Consider the following 19115-nt stretch of genomic DNA (forward strand, 5'->3'; position numbering starts at 1 on the left):
ACACATAAAAAAAAGGTGCTTTTCAGCACCCTTTCATTTAGTCATAAATTATGGTTTAGCTTGCAACATTAATACGCTTCATATCAGTCATATAACTACGTAGTTTACGACCTATTGCTTCTATTGGATGATTACGAATTTCTTCGTTTACATCGCGTAATTGAGCATTATCGACGCTACCTTCAGGAATTGCTTTACCAAGATCACCCGGTTGTAACATTGGCATAAATTTTTCTTTTAATAACGGTACAGCGGCATTAGCAAATAGATAGTTACCATACTCAGCTGTATCAGAAATTACCACATTCATTTCATATAGACGTTTACGCGCAATAGTATTAGCAATGAGTGGTAATTCATGTAACGATTCATAATAAGCTGATTCTGGTAAAATGCCTGACTCAAGCATAGTTTCGAATGCAAGTTCAACACCAGCTTTAACCATCGCAACCATAACGACACCTTGGTCAAAGTAAGCTTGTTCATCAATTTTTCCTTGATATTCAGCTGCTTTTTCAAATGCGGTTTCGCCGGTTTCTTTACGCCATTTAAGTAGGTTAACATCATCATTTGCCCAATCTTTCATCATGGTCGATGAAAATTCACCAGATATAATATCATCCATATGTTTGCGATAAAGATCAGTCATGATCACTTTCAATTCTTTTGCTAAAGCATTAGCTCTTAATTTAGCTGGATTTGATAATCGGTCCATCATTAAGGTAATTCCGCCTTGTTTTAACGCTTCAGTGATTGTTTCCCAACCAAATTGGAGTAATTTGCACGCATAAGCAGGATCAACACCATCAGCAACCAGTTTATCAAAACAAAGTAAAGATCCAGTTTGCAACATACCACAAAGAATTGTTTGTTCACCCATTAAATCTGATTTAACTTCAGCAACAAATGAAGATTGTAAAACACCTGCACGATGTCCACCTGTTGCTGCTGCCCATGCTTTAGCAATAGCTAAACCTTCACCTTTCGGATCGTTTTCTGGATGAACCGCGATCAGGGTCGGTACACCAAAGCCACGTTTATACTCTTCACGCACTTCAGTTCCTGGGCATTTAGGTGCTACCATAACAACGGTAATATCAGAACGGATCTTTTCGCCTACTTCAACAATATTAAAACCATGTGAATAGCCAAGTGCTGCGCCTTGTTTCATTAGTGGTTGGATTGCTTGCACAACAGCAGAATGTTGCTTATCTGGAGTTAAATTAATAACAAGATCAGCAGTTGGAATCAATTCTTCATAACTTCCTACTTTAAAACCATTTTCAGTTGCTTTTTTCCAAGATGCTCGTTTTTCAGCAATGGCTTCTTTACGTAAAGCATAAGATATATCTAAACCCGAGTCTCGCATATTAAGACCTTGATTAAGTCCTTGTGCACCACAACCTACTATGACAATCTTTTTACCTTTTAAAAAATCAGCTTCAGATGCAAATTCATCACGAGCCATAAAACGGCATTGACCTAGTTGTTCTAATTTTTCACGTAAATTTAGGGTATTAAAATAGTTTGACATTATTCTCTCCAAGCGTTGAGTTATTTATAATCGACATCAACCACTATATAGTAATTTTAATATTGCTAAAATTGATATATTTAAAATACAATATTGCATAAATCGCAATACTCTTGCTAAGTTAAGTACTTTCTTTTAATCTAAGCCACCCTCAATTCATCAATAAACCAATATGGATGCTCGATATCTGCAAGCAAATAAAGAAGCCAAGCTTTCGTTATTGTTAACTTTTATTTATCTTCTAGGATGGATCGTTTGTGCTTACTGCGTTAGTGATAAAATAGGATTTTTAGGATTGCCATTATGGTTTGAACTGTCATGTATCATGGTACCTTTGGGTTTTATATTACTGTGTTGGGTAATTGTAAAATTTCAATTTAAAAATATGTTATTAGAACAAACTAAGTGATTAAACAATGCATTTTGATATTATTTTACCACTTGTCATCTATCTTATTTTTGTTTTCGCGTTATCAATTTATGCTTATGTAAAACGAAAAAAAGTTAATCAATTTACTGACTATTTTATTGGTAATCGCACAATGGGTGGCTTTCTACTTGCGATGACACTTGCTGCAACATATATTAGTGCAAGTTCATTTATTGGCGGTCCTGGAGCAGCATATAAATATGGTCTTGGTTGGGTACTTTTATCAATGATTCAGGTTCCAACCGTATTACTTTCACTTGGTATTTTAGGTAAAAAATTCGCCATTTTAGCGCGAAAATATAATGCAATAACACTAAGTGATATGCTTTATGCACACTATAAAAGTAGGACCATTGTTTGGTTTGCAAGTATTGCTCTTGTCGTTGCATTTATTGGTGCTATGACAGTACAATTTGTCGGCGGGGCTCGATTACTACAATCATCAGTAGGTATTCCTTATCATACTGGGCTATTAATATTTGGTATTGGTACTGTTGTTTATACCGCATTTGGCGGTTTTAGAGCCAGCATTTTGAATGATGCATTTCAAGGTTTAGTAATGATTATTGGCGCAATATTATTACTTGGTGCGATTATCTATGCAGGCGGAGGAATTACGACAATAGTTGATCGATTAATGGAAATTGATCCTGCACTTTTAACACCACAAGGGCCCAATAATTTCATGGACTTGCCGTTTATGGCGTCATTTTGGATATTGGTTTGTTTTGGTGTGGTTGGTTTACCTCATACAGCAGTGCGTTGTATGGCCTATAAAGATAGCAAAGCCGTGCATCAAGGAATTATTATTGGTACTATTGTTGTTTCTGTGATTATGCTAACCATGCATTTATCTGGCGCTTTAGGCCGAGCTATTATTAGTGATTTAACAATTCCAGATCAAATAGTGCCGACATTGATCATAAATGTATTACCTCCTTTTGCAGCAGGTATCTTTTTGGCGGCACCTCTTGCTGCGATCATGTCCACTATTAATGCTCAGTTATTACAAGTATCATCAGTTCTTATTAAAGATCTATTTTTAAGCATCAAACCTCATGTTAATTTTAGCGATAAATTTCTCACTCATATATCAATCACTATCACTTATATTTTTGGTGGATTGCTTATTTTAGCTGCATGGACTCCTCCTGACATGATTATTTGGCTAAATTTACTTGCTTTTGGAGGGCTTGAAGCTGTTTTTCTATGGCCGTTAGTGCTTGGGTTATATTGGAAAAACGCTAACGCTACAGGGGCGCTTTGCTCAATGTTAACTGGCGCTGTGAGTTATACATTATTAGCAAGTTATGATATTAAACTATTATCTCTCCACCCAATAATACCATCTTTAACTATTGGATTTATTGTTTTTATTATAGCCAATATGTTTGGCAATAAAAGGAAAAATTATGCCTTGGATTCAACTCAAAATTAATACAACTAGTGATATTGCCGAACAAATTAGCGAGCAATTAGAAGAATCAGGCGCAGTATCTGTCACATTTCAAGATACTTATGATACTCCTGTATTTGAACCATTACCCGGTGAAACTAAACTTTGGGGTAATACCGATGTCATTGGCCTATATGATGCTCAAACAGATATCAATGAATTAAAATCTATACTAAATCTTGCTCAATATTCTTATAAGATTGAACAACTAGAAGATAAAGACTGGGAACGTGAATGGATGGATAACTTTCATCCTATGCAATTTGGTAAGCGACTTTGGATTTGTCCAAGTTGGCGTGATGTACCCGATACAAACGCAGTCAATGTTATGTTAGATCCTGGTTTAGCTTTTGGTACGGGCACTCATCCCACAACGGCATTATGCTTAACTTGGTTGGATAGCTTAGATCTGAAAGATAAATTAGTAATTGATTACGGTTGTGGGTCTGGTATTTTAGCAATTGCAGCACTTAAATTAGGTGCAAAGCGAGTAATTGGTATCGATATCGATCCTCAAGCTATTCAAGCTAGCCGTGACAATGCGCAGCGTAATGATGTCAGCGAAAGATTAGAGCTTTATTTATCAAAAGATATCCCTGATAATTTACAAGCAGATATCCTCGTTGCCAACATTTTAGCCGGTCCGTTAAAAGAGCTTGAACCACATATAAGTAAATTAATAAAACCACAAGGTAAGCTAGGCTTATCGGGTATTTTAGCAACTCAATCACCAAGTGTTTGCATGGCTTATCAACCTCATTTTACATTAGATCCTGTTATTGAACAGGAAGAGTGGTGCCGCATCACTGGTAAAAAAAATTAAAAAAATAACGTTACCCCCTTTTAAGTTAGAGAAAAAATGCGTAATATAGCCGGCCTTAATTTGCTTAGCATTGGTGAGATTAAATTAAAAAATAATTTAATTGCTGCACCAATGGCTGGAATCAGCGATAAACCATTTCGTAATTTGTGCTATCAGTTTGGTGCTGGTATGACAGTTTCAGAAATGTTTTTAGCAAATTCGGATGTTTGGCATACCGATAAATCTGCTTTGCGGATGACTGCAAGCGAGGATATTGGTGTTCGTGCAGTACAAATTGTTGGTTCTGATCCCGACGAAATGGCTAGAGCTGCAGAATTTAACGTTAAACATGGCGCTCAATTGATCGATATCAATATGGGGTGCCCAGCTAAAAAGGTCAATAAAAAATTGGCAGGATCTGCTTTAATGCAGTATCCAGAACTTATTAAAAAAATTTTGCAGAAAGTTGTCGGTGCAGTTGATGTTCCGGTAACATTAAAAACGCGGACTGGATGGAATAAAGATCATAGAAATTGCATAGAAATCGCACAAATTGCACAGGACTGTGGCATAAAGGCAATTACTATTCATGGAAGAACACGTGCTTGCTTATTCAATGGTGTGGCGGAATATGATTCTATTAAGGCAGTGAAAGAAAAAGTTACAATTCCTGTAATTGCCAATGGGGATATTTGTACACCTGAACAGGCAAAAGATGTTTTTCAATATACGCAAGCTGATGCTATAATGATCGGCCGAGCGGCACAGGGGCGACCTTGGATATTTGAAGAAATTGCATTCTATTTAGCACATGGACAGTTACAGAAAAATAAAAGTATTGATGAAGTAGAACAAGTTGTATTGTCACATCTTGATGAACTTTATCAATTTTATGGAGAATACAAAGGATTAAGGATTGCCAGAAAGCATGTAAATTGGTATACCAAGAATTATGCTGACAGCGATCAATTCAGGCGCTTATTTAGTGTACTTAGCAATACAAGTGAGCAAGTAAACACTCTAAAAGCATTTTTTAGTCAAATTAGAAACAACCCAAAGAGTTAAGAATACTATGTCAGAACAACGCGTTACAGCTGCAGCACTTAAATTTACAACTGTAAATTCTCAGGACCAAATAACACAAAAGCCATTACGAGATTCCGTAAAGCAAGCTTTAAAAAACTATTTATCTCAATTAAATGGTGAAGATCCTACAGATCTTTATGAATTAGTGTTAGCTGAAGTTGAACATCCATTCCTTGATATGGTTATGCAATATACACGTGGCAATCAAACTCGAGCAGCAAATATGCTTGGTATCAACCGCGGTACACTTCGCAAAAAATTAAAACAATACGGAATGAGTTAATCATCTATTATTTAACATATTTATAATATAAAAAGGCACCTTAATATAAGGTGCTTTTTTTCTATTTTAGAAAACAATTACAAAATTCATTCAATGATCTACTTTTATAATGTTTACTAAGCAGACAAACGTTTAATTAATGTAGGTGTTAAAGTTAATGTATGGAGTGAATCTGTAGGGTTATGAAATCGATTTAATAATGTTTCAACAGCCAATTGCCCTAATTCTTCTTTTGGTTGATGGATGGTAGTTAAAGGTGGCGTCATATATTGTGCAATTTCAATATCATCATAACCAATAATTGCAATATCTTTTCCTGCTTCAAGGCCATTTTGATAAAGTGCTTGATAAGCACCAATAGCCATAGCATCATTAGAACAAAACACAGCTTGGGGGGGAATAGATAGTTCTAATAAATTTTGCATAGCAACAATTCCTGATGCAAATTGAAAGTCACCTTGCGCTTCATACTTTCTTAAAATTTCTAAATTAGCATCTTGCATAGCCTGGCGATATCCTTGTAGGCGAGATTGAGCTTGAGTATTATTTAAAGGACCAGTGATGCAAGCTATCTGTTTGTAGTTTTGCTTAATCAGATATTGTGTAGCAATCATGGCACCAAAAAAAGAGTTATCTTGAATAATATCACACATACCATCGAATGGTTTCCAATCCATCATCACTATAGGAAGCTTGGGATATCGAGCAAATATCTGCTTTGGAATTGAATAAGTTTCAGTGCACATAGCCAGTAAACCATCAACACGCTTTTGCAGTAAATGTTCAATATTATCAAGCATGCGCTGATGATCACCTTCGGTACTACATAAAATCAAATTATAACCAAGCTCATAACAACTACGCTCAACACCTTGCACTACTTCTGAGAAAAAAGGATTATTGCTTGCTGTCACCAACATACCAATGGTATAAGTTTTATTGCTTTTTAAACTGCGAGCAATAGCTGAAGGGGTATAATTCAGCTGTTTGATGACCAACTCAACTTTTTCACGTATAGCAGGGCTAACATAACGATCATTATTGATAACATGAGAAACAGTTGAAGTTGATACATTCGCAGATTTTGCGACATCTTTTATTGTAACCAAGTTTTTATTGCTCTTTTATAAACCTTGTAATTTAATGAAATCTTCCACCTCATTACGCGTTGGCACTGATGTCTGTGCTCCCGCTTTAGTCACCGATAGTGCCGCAGCGGCATGAGCATATCTAACAGCTTGATTGAGTACTTTTCCCTCTAATAAGGCAGTTACTAACATACCATTAAAGGTATCACCGGCACCAATAGTATCAACAGCTTTAACATGAAATCCTGACACGATTTCACCCTTACCACAATAACTTACCCAAGCGCCTTTACTACCAAGTGTAATAATAACGGTGTTAATACCCTTATTATGTAAAAATGCTGATGCTTTTTGTGCATCTTGTTCTGTAACAATTTTTATACCTGTTAAATACTCAGCTTCTGTCTCATTTGGTGTAATGATATCAATGTGTTTAAGTAAATCATCTGATAAACTTTGTGCAGGTGCTGGATTTAAAATTACTTTGGTATTATTTTGTTTAGCTAATTTTGCTACATGCTCTATAGTTTGTAATGGTGTTTCAAGTTGCATTAATACCGCATTTGCTTTTATTATATCATCTTCAAATTGACCTACATATTCAGGTGTAACGGCTGAATTTGCTCCTTCATGGATAGCAATTTGATTCTCTCCTTGTTTATTGACTAGAATCAATGCAACACCGGTATTTTTGCTTTCAACTACAGCAACAGTATGGGTATCTATATGATCGCTTTCTAATTGTTGCTTAAATTTCTTACCCAAATCATCATCTCCCACTGCGGCAATAAATTGAACGTTAGCACCTAAACGCCCAGCAGCAACAGCTTGATTAGCACCTTTACCTCCATATGAAATTTTATAGTTTGAACCTTTTAATGTTTCGCCTGGTTTAGGAAATTCATTTACATTTAAGATATGATCAATATTTACGCTACCAATAACAATTAATTTATTTAAATTCATATAACTACTCCATAATCACATAGCAATAGGACGCTAGAATGCGTCCTAAAGGGGTTTATTTAGTGATAAGTTTTAATTCTACAGGGATTTTTGTATCAACTTTTTCACCTTTTATAACTTTATCTGCAATTTCAATACCTATTGAGCCTATTTTTTCTGGTTGTTGAGCTACCGTTGCTGCCATTTTTCCACGTTCAACAGATTTAATACCATCCTCAGTACCATCAAAGCCAACCACTAAAATATCATTTCGTCCAGCAGTTTGAATTGCACGTACAGCCCCTAATGCCATTTCATCATTCTCTGCAAATACCGCTTGCACTAAAGGATAAGCAGTTAATAAATTTTGCATAACATTCATACCTTTGGCACGATCAAAATCAGCTGGTTGTGCTGTTAAAATAGTAAATTGGTTATCTTTCATTGAGTTGGTAAAGCCCTCACCACGTTCACGAGAAGCGGAAGTACCAACTATACCTTGTAATTGAATCACTTTTGCACTAGCACCTAATTTTTGAAAAATAAAATCACCAGCCATTTTACCTCCTGCAACATTATCCGATGCAATATGGCTAATAACCTCTCCCTTAACGGAAGCACGATCAAGTGTTATAACAGGAATGCCCGCTTTATTTGCAGCAAGTACTGCATTACCAACAGCCTCTGAATCAGTAGGATTAATAAGAATTACTTTAGTCCCTTTGACAATAGTATCTTCAACATTTGCAAGTTCCTTAGCGGGATTATTTTGTGAATCTAATATCACTAATTCATAACCAAGCTCCTTAGCTTTATTTACTGCACCTTCTTTTAAATTAACAAAAAAAGGATTATTAAGGGTTGAAACAACTAAAGCTATGTTTTCTTTTGCTAACGCTTGAGAGGCAAAAGAAAAATTTAATGTAATGGCAACAATGGCTGTAAAAATTTTTCTGAATTTCATAACTTTCTCCTAGAATAAGACACCTCTTATAAGGCAACTATTTATTGGTCTTTTTATCGACTAAAACTGCTAATAAGATAACAACACCTTTTACAATCATTTGGTAATAAGCATCCACACCCAACATATTTAATCCATTATTTAAAAAGCCTAAAATTAAAGCACCTACCAATGTTCCTATAATCTTTCCTCGTCCCCCAGACATACTAGTACCACCAAGAACAACAGCAGCTATTGCATCCATTTCATAACCTGTACCCGCTGTAGGTTGTGCTGAAGATAATCGTGCCACTTCAATAGTACTCGCAAGAGCACAAAGTAAGCCACTAATGGCATAAACAATAATTTTTACCCGATCAACATTAATTCCTGAAAGACGAGTTGCAGCCTCATTTCCACCAAGTGCATAGATATAGCGACCCAAGCGAGTATATTTTAATAAGTACCATGCAAAGATAAAAACAAGAGTCATAATTAATATTGGCACAGGAATGCCTAGCACTCGACCAAATGCAACCCATTCAAATAATTCAGAATTATCATTACTACCGGTAGAAATAGGACTACCTTTAGTGTAAACCTGTGTTACACCCCGTAGAATAAGCATCATAACTAAGGTGGCAATAAAAGCTTGAAGTTTCCCTTTAGCTATAATAAGCCCCGAAAAAGCACCCAATAACCAACCTAAAGTTAAAGAGACAAAAATAGCAACAAAAGGGGAAATATCTGCACCAATCATAGAAGCAGTAATTGCACCTGTTAAAGCAAATATTGATCCTACACTTAGATCAATTCCAGAAGTTAAAATGACTAGAGTCATCCCAACAGCAATAACCGCATTAATTGAAGTTTGCTGTAATATATTGAAAAAATTATTTAACGTAAAAAAGTTATCACTTAAACAAGAAACAATAGCAATTAAAACCAGTAAAGTGATTAAGGACTTTTGTTCAATTAATATGTTCTTAAATGTTTTATTTTGCAACATCAGCGCTCTCCTGTGTTTTTCCAACGGCTGCTGCCATAATTTTTTCTTGTGTTGCCTCACAACTTAAAAAGTGTCCTGTCACTCTTCCCTCGTGGATAACTAAAATACGATCACTCATACCCAGTATTTCTGGCATATCTGATGAAACTAAAATGACACTTAAACCTTGCTCTTTAAATTGATTAATAAGTTGATAAATCTCTTTTTTAGCTCCAACGTCTACCCCTCGTGTCGGTTCATCTAGAATTAATATGCTTGGGCGAGTCATTAAACCTTTGGCAATAGCAACTTTTTGTTGATTACCACCAGATAAGAATCCAATTGTTTGATTAATTGACGGTGTTTTAATATTAAATAATCCTACAAAGTCTTTAACTACTTCTTGTTCTTCAGTTAAACGTAATTTCTTAAATTTGCTGGCAAAATAATTTAGAGCATTAAGTGACATATTATCTTTCACTGACATGCCTAAAATTAGTCCATCTTTTTTACGATCTTCAGAAATATAAACAATACCATTTGTTAAACCGTCACGCGGTGAACTGATTTTAACTGATTTATTATTTACAATGATTTCACCTGACTTAGCAGGGTTAGCACCATAAATCATTTTCATTAATTCCGTTCGCCCAGCCCCCATTAAACCTGAAATACCCAGTATTTCACCTTCATGAAGACTAAAACTAATATCATTCACCCCTACGCCATTTAAATTTTTAACTTCTAATGCAATGTTACCTCGAGGTACATTAACTCTTGGATATTGTTCTTGGAGCTTTCGACCAACCATCATTTCAATTAACGTATCTTCATTTAATTGATCAATCTTTTTTTCACCAATAAATTGTCCATCACGTAATACAGTCACTTCATCACAAATTTCGAAAATTTCTTTTAATCGATGCGATATATAAACCACTCCACAATTTTGTTTTTTAAGTTTCTTTATTACTTCAAAAAGAGAAACTGTTTCAGTATCTGTAAGCGCATCAGTAGGTTCATCCATAATAATTACTTTAGAATTAAAACTAAGAACTTTAGCTATTTCAACCATTTGCTGCTCACCAATAGATAAGTCACTAACTAAACGACGACTGTCATAATTTAGATGAAGTTCGGCGAGTAACTTATCGGCTTGAGCGTATGTTTTTCTCCAATCTATACAACCGAATTTATTGGTAAATTCACGCCCTAAAAATATATTTTCAGCAATACTGAGTTGTGGAATTAAATTTAATTCCTGATGAACTATACCTATCCCAGCTTCTTGTGAAGATTTAGGTCCATGAAAGTTCACTTTATTACCTAAATAAATAATATCTCCCTCATCTTTTTGGTAAATCCCAGTTAAAACGTTCATCAAAGTTGATTTACCTGCACCATTTTCACCAATCAAAGCCATAACTTGGCCTGCGCGTACAGTTAAATTAACTCCGGCAAGTGCTTTTACACCTGGAAAGGATTTGTGAATATTTATAAGCTGTAAAAGATTATCGTTCATAAATCACTCATTATTTAGCTTTATAACTGAGGTTTAAAAAATAACACCAGACTGTAAAATTACATTAGCAAATGGTGAACATTCACCAGTTCTAATAACAGCTTTACAGTGACGAGTTTGAAGTTTTAGTTTTTCATGACTGACATAAATAGTTTCTATACTGCTATTTTGGACCTGTTCAAGTTTCTTAATTTGTTCTAGTATTAGCTTATGCATTTCACAATTTCGTTTAATAATTTCTTCAGCTAATATCACTTTTTCAATCTGCATATCTTTTGACACTGTTTGGAAAACTTGAATAAATGATGGTACACCGTAAGTCACTGCTAAATCGATTCGTGGAGTATCGCTTGCAATGGGTAGGCCAGCGTCACCTATCGCAATTTGATCTGTATGCCCCATTTTGGATAGGACCTGAATAATTTCAGAATTAAACAATTGACCTTTATACATAACATAATCCTTGGATAGTTGAATAATAACCAATATCGAAACGTTTCGATACTTATCATCTACCGGATAGGTCATGGTTGCAATATATAAAAATTAAACTTGTGATCTTGATCAATGTGAAATGATTCAGCTAAGCATACACTTTTGAAAATTTATAATATGTAGAGAAATCCGAGTTGTTTTCATCTCATAGTTAAAATAACCTTATAAAAACTCATAAGACGTTTTATCTGTTGAATGCTAACTATTTGGCTGATTATATTAATTTTTTTATTTATATTTAATACAGTAGCTTATCTAATTACTGTAAACAACGCGAGTAACTCCTAAATATAATTAAAAATAGACTCATTGTTATTAAATAATAATTTTACAGAACGTAAAAACTTATCAGTATATTGATGATGAATTTTAGGTAAATATTTGCTAAAATATGGTGATTTTTAAATTATTATCTGGAGAATTTTATGGCAGGTCATAGTAAATGGGCCAATACCAAACACCGCAAAGCAGCACAAGATGCAAAACGCGGAAAAATCTTTACCAAAATTATTCGTGAGTTGGTAACTGCAGCAAAACTTGGTGGTGGCGATCCAGCGTCAAATCCACGACTACGTGCTGCAATGGATAAAGCATTATCGAATAATATGACTCGTGATACCATGAATCGAGCCGTTGCACGTGGTGTTGGCGGCGAAGATGATAGCAATATGGAAACAATTATTTATGAAGGCTATGGTCCCGCAGGTACAGCTGTCATGGTTGAATGTTTAAGTGATAACCGAAACCGTACGGTATCAGAAGTGAGACACGCCTTTACCAAATCAGGTGGTAACTTAGGTACTGATGGTTCAGTTTCATATTTATTCACTAAAAAAGGGGTGATTTCATACCCTGTTGGCACAGATGAAGATAATGTCATGGATGCAGCACTTGAAGCAGGTGCCGATGATGTTGTGACTTATGATGATGGTGCTATTGATGTATTTACTACGCCTGAAACTTTTGGTGAAGTTAAAGATGCACTTGATGCAGCAGGTTTAGTTGCCGAAGCGGCTGAAGTATCTATGATTCCATCAACAAAAGTGGATCTTGATATTGAATCTGCACCAAAACTATTACGTTTAATTGATATGCTTGAAGATTGTGATGATGTTCAAGAAGTTTATCATAATGGTGAAGTTTCAGACGAGGTGGCAGCAACACTCTAATGGCCATTATTCTTGGCATCGATCCTGGCTCTCGTTTGACGGGTTACGGCGTAATCCAACAAACGGGACGTCAACTCACTTACCTTGGCAGTGGATGCATTCGTACTGCTATTGATGATTTACCGACCCGATTAAAACGCGTATATGCAGGTGTCAGTGAAATTATTTTACAATTTCAACCTGATATGTTTGCAATCGAGCAAGTTTTTATGGCACGTAATGCCGACTCTGCATTAAAGTTAGGTCAGGCAAGAGGCGCAGCCATCGTCGCAGCAGTAAATAATAATCTACCTGTGTTTGAATATGCCGCTCGTTTAGTTAAGCAATCTGTCGTGGGAACTGGTGCAGCCGATAAAACACAGGTGCAACATATGGTAAAATTGTTATTAAAATTACCCGCTAGTCCTCAAGCTGATGCTGCTGACGCATTAGCCATAGCAATTACCCACGCTCACACTAGCCAACAGCTAATAAAGTCTCGTAAGTAAAGACTAAATATTATTTTTTAACAAACATATATAAATAAAAATGCGCCATAAAATTGGCGCATTTTTGTTTTTTTTATATCTTCATTTTCAGCACAAGCCATACAATCTAACTCATGCATATAAAACTAACTATTCAGACTTCATTTTCGAACGGTTAGTTAGTAATACGACTTTATTTCTATGTTTAGTAAATAGCTTTGTTACAAACAAAAAGAACAGTGGAACATAAAATATGGTTAAAAATGTTGCGGCTAACATACCACCAATTACACCTGTACCTACTGCATTTTGACCTGCAGACCCAGCACCACTACTAGAAGCTAGTGGGTATACACCAAGAATAAAGGCAAATGATGTCATTAATATTGGACGTAAACGCAAACGACAAGCTTCAAGCGTTGCATCAATTAATGATTTTCCTTCTTTTTCAATAGCATCTTTAGCAAATTCTACAATCAAAATAGCATTCTTAGCTGATAACCCCATTGTCGTTAATAAGCCAACGATAAAATAAATATCATTATCAAGTCCTTTTAACATAGTCGCATAAACTGTGCCTAAGATACCAAGTGGGATAATAAATAAAATCGAAATAGGAACTGTCCAACTTTCGTATAATGCCGCTAATGATAAAAACACAACGATAATAGAAATAAAGTAAAGCGTTGTAGTTTGTGAGCCTGTTTGGCGTTCTTGATAAGAAATAGAAGTCCAATCAAAGGTAAAACCCTTAGGCAAATGTTTTGATAGATCTTCCATTACAGCCATTGCTTGTCCAGAACTCATTCCTGGAGCTGGAGAACCACTTATTTCCATTGCTGATACACCGTCATAACGAACAAGTGATGGGGAACCATAAGTTTTTGTCGTTGTAGCAAATGCATCATATGGCACCATTTCACCATTTCGATTTTTAACATGCCAATAACCAAAATCGTCAGGTAACATACGATATGGAGCATCAGATTGTAGGTACACTTTTTTAACTCGATTATTATAAACAAAGTCATCAATATAAGCAGAACCTAACGCTGTCGACAATACCGTATTGACTGAATTGACCGAAACGCCCAATGCTTGTGCAGCTTCAAAATCAACATTAATTTTGTACTGTGGAATATCAAGCATACTCCCAGGTCTCACTTGTTGTAGTCCTGGATGAGCAGAAGCTTGCCCCAACATTTGGAAAAATGCACCGACCAACGCATCATGCCCATAACCAGCAGTATCTTTCAGTACATATGAAAAACCATTGGCCATACCTAATGCAGGTACGGCAGGTAAATTGGCAACAATCACCCGTCCTTCAGTTGTACTAGAAGTAAGTTCTCCGCCACTTTTAACCAAAGCATCAATTTTTTGATCAGTTCGTTTACGTTGTTCCCAATTTTTTAATCGAACAAAACCCATCCCCATATTTTGCCCACGTCCCACCGGGCTAAAACCTGCAACAGTAAAAATTTCATCAACAGAATCTGCCTTTTTTTGGGTATAAAAATCAGATGCCTTATTTAATACTGACATCGTTTGTTCTAATGTCGAACCTGGAGGTAATTCAACTATAACAAAAAGAACCCCCTGATCTTCGTCTGGTAAAAAACCTGTAGGTAAACGGTTAAATCCAAATAATAATCCAACAAATATCAAAGCATAGCAACCAAAAGCAATTATTGGATTACGAATAACCTTAATAACTCCTTTTTCATAAGAGCGTAAACTTTTGTCATAAAAATTATTAAACCATTTAAAGAAAAACTGAGTTCCTTTTGAGCACCAAGTAAACGGTGGTATTGATTCTAATTTTTCTCCCAATGAAGTTTTTCTAATTTTACTTTTAGATGGTGCTTTCAAAATCTGCACACAAAGTGCCGGTGTCAATATAATAGCCATCAATACTGATAATCCCATCGCTGTTACGATGGTAATCGAGAACTGACGATATATTCCACCTGCTGCCCCACCATAAAATGCCATCGGCACAAATACAGCAGATAATACAACCGCAATACCTATTAATGCTGAAGTGATTTGCTCCATCGACTTAACAGTTGCATCATAAGGTGATAACCCTTCATCATGCATAATCCGCTCAACGTTTTCGATAACAACAATGGCATCATCCACCAACAATCCAATAGCGAGTACCATCGCAAACATAGATAAGGTATTAATAGTAAATCCACAAATATAAAGAATCGCAAATGTACCTAACAATACTACAGGTACAGTAATAGTCGGAATAAGTGTAGAACGTAGGTTTTGTAAAAACACATACATTACAATAACAACCAAAACAATTGCTTCAATTAACGTGTGAATTACATTACTAATTGATAATTTAACAAATGGAGTTGTATCATATGGAAAAGCATATTTGATATCTTCAGGGAAGATTTTAGATAACTCTTCTAATTTTTTATCAACCTTATCAGATGTATCTAATTGGTTAGCACCTGTTGCCAAATATATCCCAAGACCAGCTGATGCATTACCGTTATAACGAGAAATAAAGTTGTAATCAGATGCACCAATTTCAACTGTAGCTATATCTTTTAATAAGATATTAGAACCATTAGTATTAACTCGAACAAGAATATTTTGGAATTGTTCAGGCGTTTTTAAACGCGATTGCGCGGTAATTGTTGCATTAAGTTCTTGCCCTTCGGTTGATGGTAAGGCGCCTAATTGTCCTGCCGTTACTTGCGCATTTTGCGCTTGGATAGCAGTTATAATTTCCTCAATGGATAAATTGTAATAAGTCAATTTATTTGGATCAAGCCAGATACGCATAGCATATTCAGAACCAAATAATTGTGTATCACCAACACCTTGCACTCTTCTAATTTGATCTTGCACAGTAGAATAAACAAAGTCAGCAATATCTGACTGTGTTTTTTCTGGGTTCGTGGAGTAAAAACCAACAACTTTTAAAAAGTTAGTATTGTTTTTAGCTACCGATACTCCATTTTTTTGCACACTTTCAGGCAGACGGGATTTAATACTTTCAACTTTATTTAACACTTGCACCTGAGCAAAATCGGGATTAGTCCCAGGCGCAAAGGTTAACGTTGTTTGAACAACACCTTGTGCACTACTGGTTGATTTCATATAAATGAGATTATCTAACCCAGTTAAATTCTGCTCAATCAACTGAGTAACAGTGTTTTCGATAGTCTGCGCATCAGCACCAGGATAGGTTGCACTCACTGTCACGGCTGGTGGTGCAATATCAGGATACTGTTCAACGGCTAACAGCTTTATACATAAAGCACCGCCTAGCATCATCATGATAGCAATCACCCATGCAAAAACAGGTCTATCAATAAAAAACTTAGCCATAATTCAATCTACCCCTGTTTTATTTCATGCTTTTTTGGATGATACTATCTAACTGTCCTTGAGTAAGCGTTGTCGGATCGCCAACCATTTCACCTTTCATGGTTTTCCCCATTTCAACACCCGTCAAATTAAGTAAGCCTGTCACGATGACTTGTTCACCAACATCAATACCTTTTGTCACAACCCAATAACCACCTATACCAGTATAAACTTGAATATCTTGTCGATATTCAATTGTATTGTCGGATTTCAAAATTTTTGCAGTGTACTGACCTTGTTTATTACTGGTAATACCTTGTTGTGGAACAAGTATAGCATTTTTAATATAACCTAATGTCACTTGCGGTTTAACAAACATACCTGGTAAAATTTTGTTTTCATTGTTGGCAAATTGAGAGCGTAATGTCACTGTACCTGTAGTTTCGTTTACAGTCATATCTGAAAATTTAATATTACCTGATAGAGCATATTTTGAACCATCGTTAAAAAATAATTCTACATTATTTCCTTTTGCTGGCTCATAAATAACATTTTCATCTTGAAGATACTTATTATAACGAGTAGCCGCTTCTGTCATATCGACATAAATCGGATCTAGCTGTTGAACTAATGCAAGCGGTGTTGACTGACCAGCTGCGACTAATGCACCTTCAGTTACGCTTGATTTACCTATATATCCATCAATTGGTGAATACACTTTCGTATACTCTAAATTAACTTTAGCTGTATGCTCAGCAGCTTGTGCAACTAATACAGCGGCTTCTGCCTGTTTAGCATCGGCTGCTGCTTTATCGTAATCTTGTTGACTGATTGATTTGGTATTTAGTAACCCAGCATAACGTTTTAGTGTAAGCTGTGCAATATTCGCATTTGCTTTGGCACTAGCAACACTAGCAACAGCACTATCATAATTAGCTTGATAAATAGCTGGATCGATTTGATAAAGTGACTGTCCTGCCTTAACATTTGAACTTTCGTCAAACTCACGCTTTAAAACAATACCGCCGACTTGAGGTCTAATTTCAGCAATTTGAGATGCAACAACCCTACCCGGCAAACTAATTTTTAGAGTATAGTTTAACGGTTCAACCTTAAACACAGTTACTTTCGGTAATTGATTATTACCGTTTTGTGATTTACCATTATCACAACTTGTTAATAAAAGCAGACCGACGCACGCCACTGGCAAGGCTAATAATAGCTTGTTAAATCTCATATAAAAATGACCTCAGTAAACTTAATAATTATTTTATTTTTTAATAATAATTCTTATTCAAAAGTGATCGGTAATTTTACAAAAAATATGTATAGATTGTAAGTAGCTTTATCTCTTAATAGCACAGAGTTCTAAAAAATAACTAAGTGAGTCATCATATTAAAAAAATATATTGATAATTATGATTATTGCTATAAATAAAGTAATATAGACTAACTAATTTTTTGTGCTATAAAGTATCTTAAAGAAAATGTTATACTACGAATATCAGATACGGTTGCTTTAATGAAAATTGCTAAGATTAAAGTAAAAATTTACATTGCAGTGCTCCGTAATCATTTTTTTTTAAAATATGATTAAATAATTTGAGTCTATATTTAATTTAATACAGAGATGGTTATTATGGATAATTTACGTATTGTTCTAATTGTTGTTGCATCCTTGGTCATTATTGCATTGCTTATCCACGGATTTTGGATCAATAGAAAAGAACGTTCTTCGCTTTTTAGTTCAAATAAAAAAGGAGAATTTGGACAAAAAACTCAAAAACATCAAAACTTATCTATGACTGAAATTGAAGATGATGATGTCATTTTACTCAAACCTAAAACAACAAAAAATAATGAGACTGTTGAAAGTAATGTAGTTATAGATGAAGCGATAGAAAAACAAGATAATAAACCTGAACAAAAAGATTTATTTGTTGATAACGACGATCAACAAGAGTCTCATGCAGACAAAGTGCAAGAACCTGTTATTAACATTAATCGTGATCTTTTTGAAGACGAAAAGGAACTTGAGCCAGCGCAAATTACAAAAGAAAAACAAGTTAATACTAATGACAATAAACAAAAAACATTAAACATTAACGAAGAACAATCCAAAACCGAAATTATCGTGTTAAATGTCACTGGTCTTAACGGAAAATTACTACAAGGTGATGTATTACTCGCTAGTATTATGCAATCAGGTTTTCAGTTTGGCGATATGCGAATTTTCCACCGCCATGTAGATCCTGCTGGTAATGGTCCAATATTATTTAGTTTAGCCAATATGGTCACACCAGGCTATTTGGATCCTGAAACAATGCATGAGTTTACCACCCCTGGAGTATCTATTTTCATGGTTGCACCGACAGAAGGCAACAACCAACAAAACTTTAAATTAATGTTACAGACAGCGCAACGCATAGCAGATGATGTAAACGGTGTGGTATTAGATGATGAACATCACATGCTAACGCCACAAAAGATTGACAGCTATAAAGATCGAATAAAAAAGGCCTGTAACGAAATTTAGCCACAATATTTTCAGCAAATCTTTAACAAAAC

Annotated in this window: 17 protein-coding genes; 8 read left to right on the forward strand and 9 right to left on the reverse strand. The window is 35.2% G+C overall.

Translation table 11 applies throughout. The annotated features are described in order from the left end of the window. Positions 1-55 precede the first annotated feature (55 nt). Entirely contained in the window at positions 56-1534 is a 1479-nt protein-coding gene (gene ilvC / locus GA0061081_RS03990) for a ketol-acid reductoisomerase (protein WP_091347294.1), read from the reverse strand. Between the two features lie 172 nt (positions 1535-1706). Here ilvC and GA0061081_RS11315 point away from each other — a divergent pair, with 172 nt between their 5' ends. Genes GA0061081_RS11315 through fis form a run of 5 tightly spaced genes read left to right on the forward strand, consistent with a single transcriptional unit; the run spans position 1707 to position 5591 of the window. After that, entirely contained in the window at positions 1707-1943 is a 237-nt protein-coding gene (locus GA0061081_RS11315; RefSeq protein ID WP_091347295.1) for a YhdT family protein, read from the forward strand. Between the two features lie 7 nt (positions 1944-1950). Continuing rightward, the gene (panF, locus tag GA0061081_RS04000) at positions 1951-3402 is read left to right on the forward strand and encodes a sodium/pantothenate symporter (RefSeq protein ID WP_091347297.1); all 1452 of its coding nucleotides are present in this window, start codon (positions 1951-1953) and stop codon (positions 3400-3402) included. After that, complete coding sequence (prmA, locus tag GA0061081_RS04005) at positions 3377-4243, forward strand: 50S ribosomal protein L11 methyltransferase (protein ID WP_091347299.1); 867 nt, start codon at positions 3377-3379, stop codon at positions 4241-4243. The genes panF and prmA overlap by 26 nt, the downstream gene beginning before the upstream one ends. A 36-nt stretch (positions 4244-4279) precedes the next feature. After that, positions 4280-5287 (forward strand): tRNA dihydrouridine synthase DusB, encoded by a 1008-nt coding sequence (gene dusB / locus GA0061081_RS04010; protein ID WP_091347301.1) that lies wholly within the window; start codon positions 4280-4282, stop codon positions 5285-5287. Positions 5288-5294: 7 nt separating this feature from the next. Then, complete coding sequence (fis, locus tag GA0061081_RS04015) at positions 5295-5591, forward strand: DNA-binding transcriptional regulator Fis (protein WP_034883623.1); 297 nt, start codon at positions 5295-5297, stop codon at positions 5589-5591. A gap of 116 nt (positions 5592-5707) precedes the next feature. Here fis and rbsR read toward each other — a convergent pair whose 3' ends face one another. The 6 genes from rbsR to rbsD are packed head-to-tail and all read right to left on the reverse strand — an operon-like array spanning position 5708 to position 11530. Continuing rightward, a complete protein-coding gene (gene rbsR, locus GA0061081_RS04020) occupies positions 5708-6700 on the reverse strand; it encodes a ribose operon transcriptional repressor RbsR (protein WP_091347303.1) in 993 nt (330 codons plus the stop codon). A gap of 15 nt (positions 6701-6715) precedes the next feature. Next, entirely contained in the window at positions 6716-7645 is a 930-nt protein-coding gene (gene rbsK / locus GA0061081_RS04025) for a ribokinase (RefSeq protein WP_091347305.1), read from the reverse strand. A 55-nt stretch (positions 7646-7700) separates the two neighbouring features. Next, positions 7701-8588: a ribose ABC transporter substrate-binding protein RbsB gene (gene rbsB / locus GA0061081_RS04030; RefSeq protein WP_091347307.1), complete on the reverse strand. Its 888-nt coding sequence runs from the start codon at positions 8586-8588 to the stop codon at positions 7701-7703. 37 nt (positions 8589-8625) lie between these two features. Then, positions 8626-9576 (reverse strand): ribose ABC transporter permease, encoded by a 951-nt coding sequence (gene rbsC / locus GA0061081_RS04035; protein ID WP_091347309.1) that lies wholly within the window; start codon positions 9574-9576, stop codon positions 8626-8628. Further along, a complete protein-coding gene (rbsA, locus tag GA0061081_RS04040; protein WP_091347311.1) occupies positions 9563-11077 on the reverse strand; it encodes a ribose ABC transporter ATP-binding protein RbsA in 1515 nt (504 codons plus the stop codon). The genes rbsC and rbsA overlap by 14 nt, the downstream gene beginning before the upstream one ends. 33 nt (positions 11078-11110) lie before the next feature. After that, a complete protein-coding gene (gene rbsD / locus GA0061081_RS04045; RefSeq protein ID WP_091347313.1) occupies positions 11111-11530 on the reverse strand; it encodes a D-ribose pyranase in 420 nt (139 codons plus the stop codon). A 467-nt stretch (positions 11531-11997) separates the two neighbouring features. Between rbsD and GA0061081_RS04050 the strand changes: the two genes are divergently transcribed. Continuing rightward, a complete protein-coding gene (locus GA0061081_RS04050) occupies positions 11998-12741 on the forward strand; it encodes a YebC/PmpR family DNA-binding transcriptional regulator (RefSeq protein ID WP_091347315.1) in 744 nt (247 codons plus the stop codon). Next, positions 12741-13229 (forward strand): crossover junction endodeoxyribonuclease RuvC, encoded by a 489-nt coding sequence (gene ruvC, locus GA0061081_RS04055; RefSeq protein ID WP_091347317.1) that lies wholly within the window; start codon positions 12741-12743, stop codon positions 13227-13229. Before GA0061081_RS04050 ends, ruvC begins: the two co-directional genes overlap by 1 nt. Positions 13230-13358: 129 nt before the next feature. Here ruvC and GA0061081_RS04060 read toward each other — a convergent pair whose 3' ends face one another. Together GA0061081_RS04060 and GA0061081_RS04065 are read right to left on the reverse strand one after the other, a co-directional pair. Next, positions 13359-16568, reverse strand: a complete 3210-nt coding sequence (locus GA0061081_RS04060) for an efflux RND transporter permease subunit (RefSeq protein ID WP_091347319.1) — start codon at positions 16566-16568, stop codon at positions 13359-13361. Between the two features lie 19 nt (positions 16569-16587). Beyond that, positions 16588-17784, reverse strand: a complete 1197-nt coding sequence (locus GA0061081_RS04065) for an efflux RND transporter periplasmic adaptor subunit (protein WP_091347321.1) — start codon at positions 17782-17784, stop codon at positions 16588-16590. A gap of 399 nt (positions 17785-18183) precedes the next feature. Here GA0061081_RS04065 and zipA point away from each other — a divergent pair, with 399 nt between their 5' ends. Then, entirely contained in the window at positions 18184-19083 is a 900-nt protein-coding gene (gene zipA / locus GA0061081_RS04070; RefSeq protein WP_425337783.1) for a cell division protein ZipA, read from the forward strand. Positions 19084-19115 lie beyond the last annotated feature (32 nt).

Source organism: Gilliamella bombicola (assembly GCF_900094945.1).
Classification (GTDB): Bacteria; Pseudomonadota; Gammaproteobacteria; order Enterobacterales; family Orbaceae; genus Gilliamella; species Gilliamella bombicola.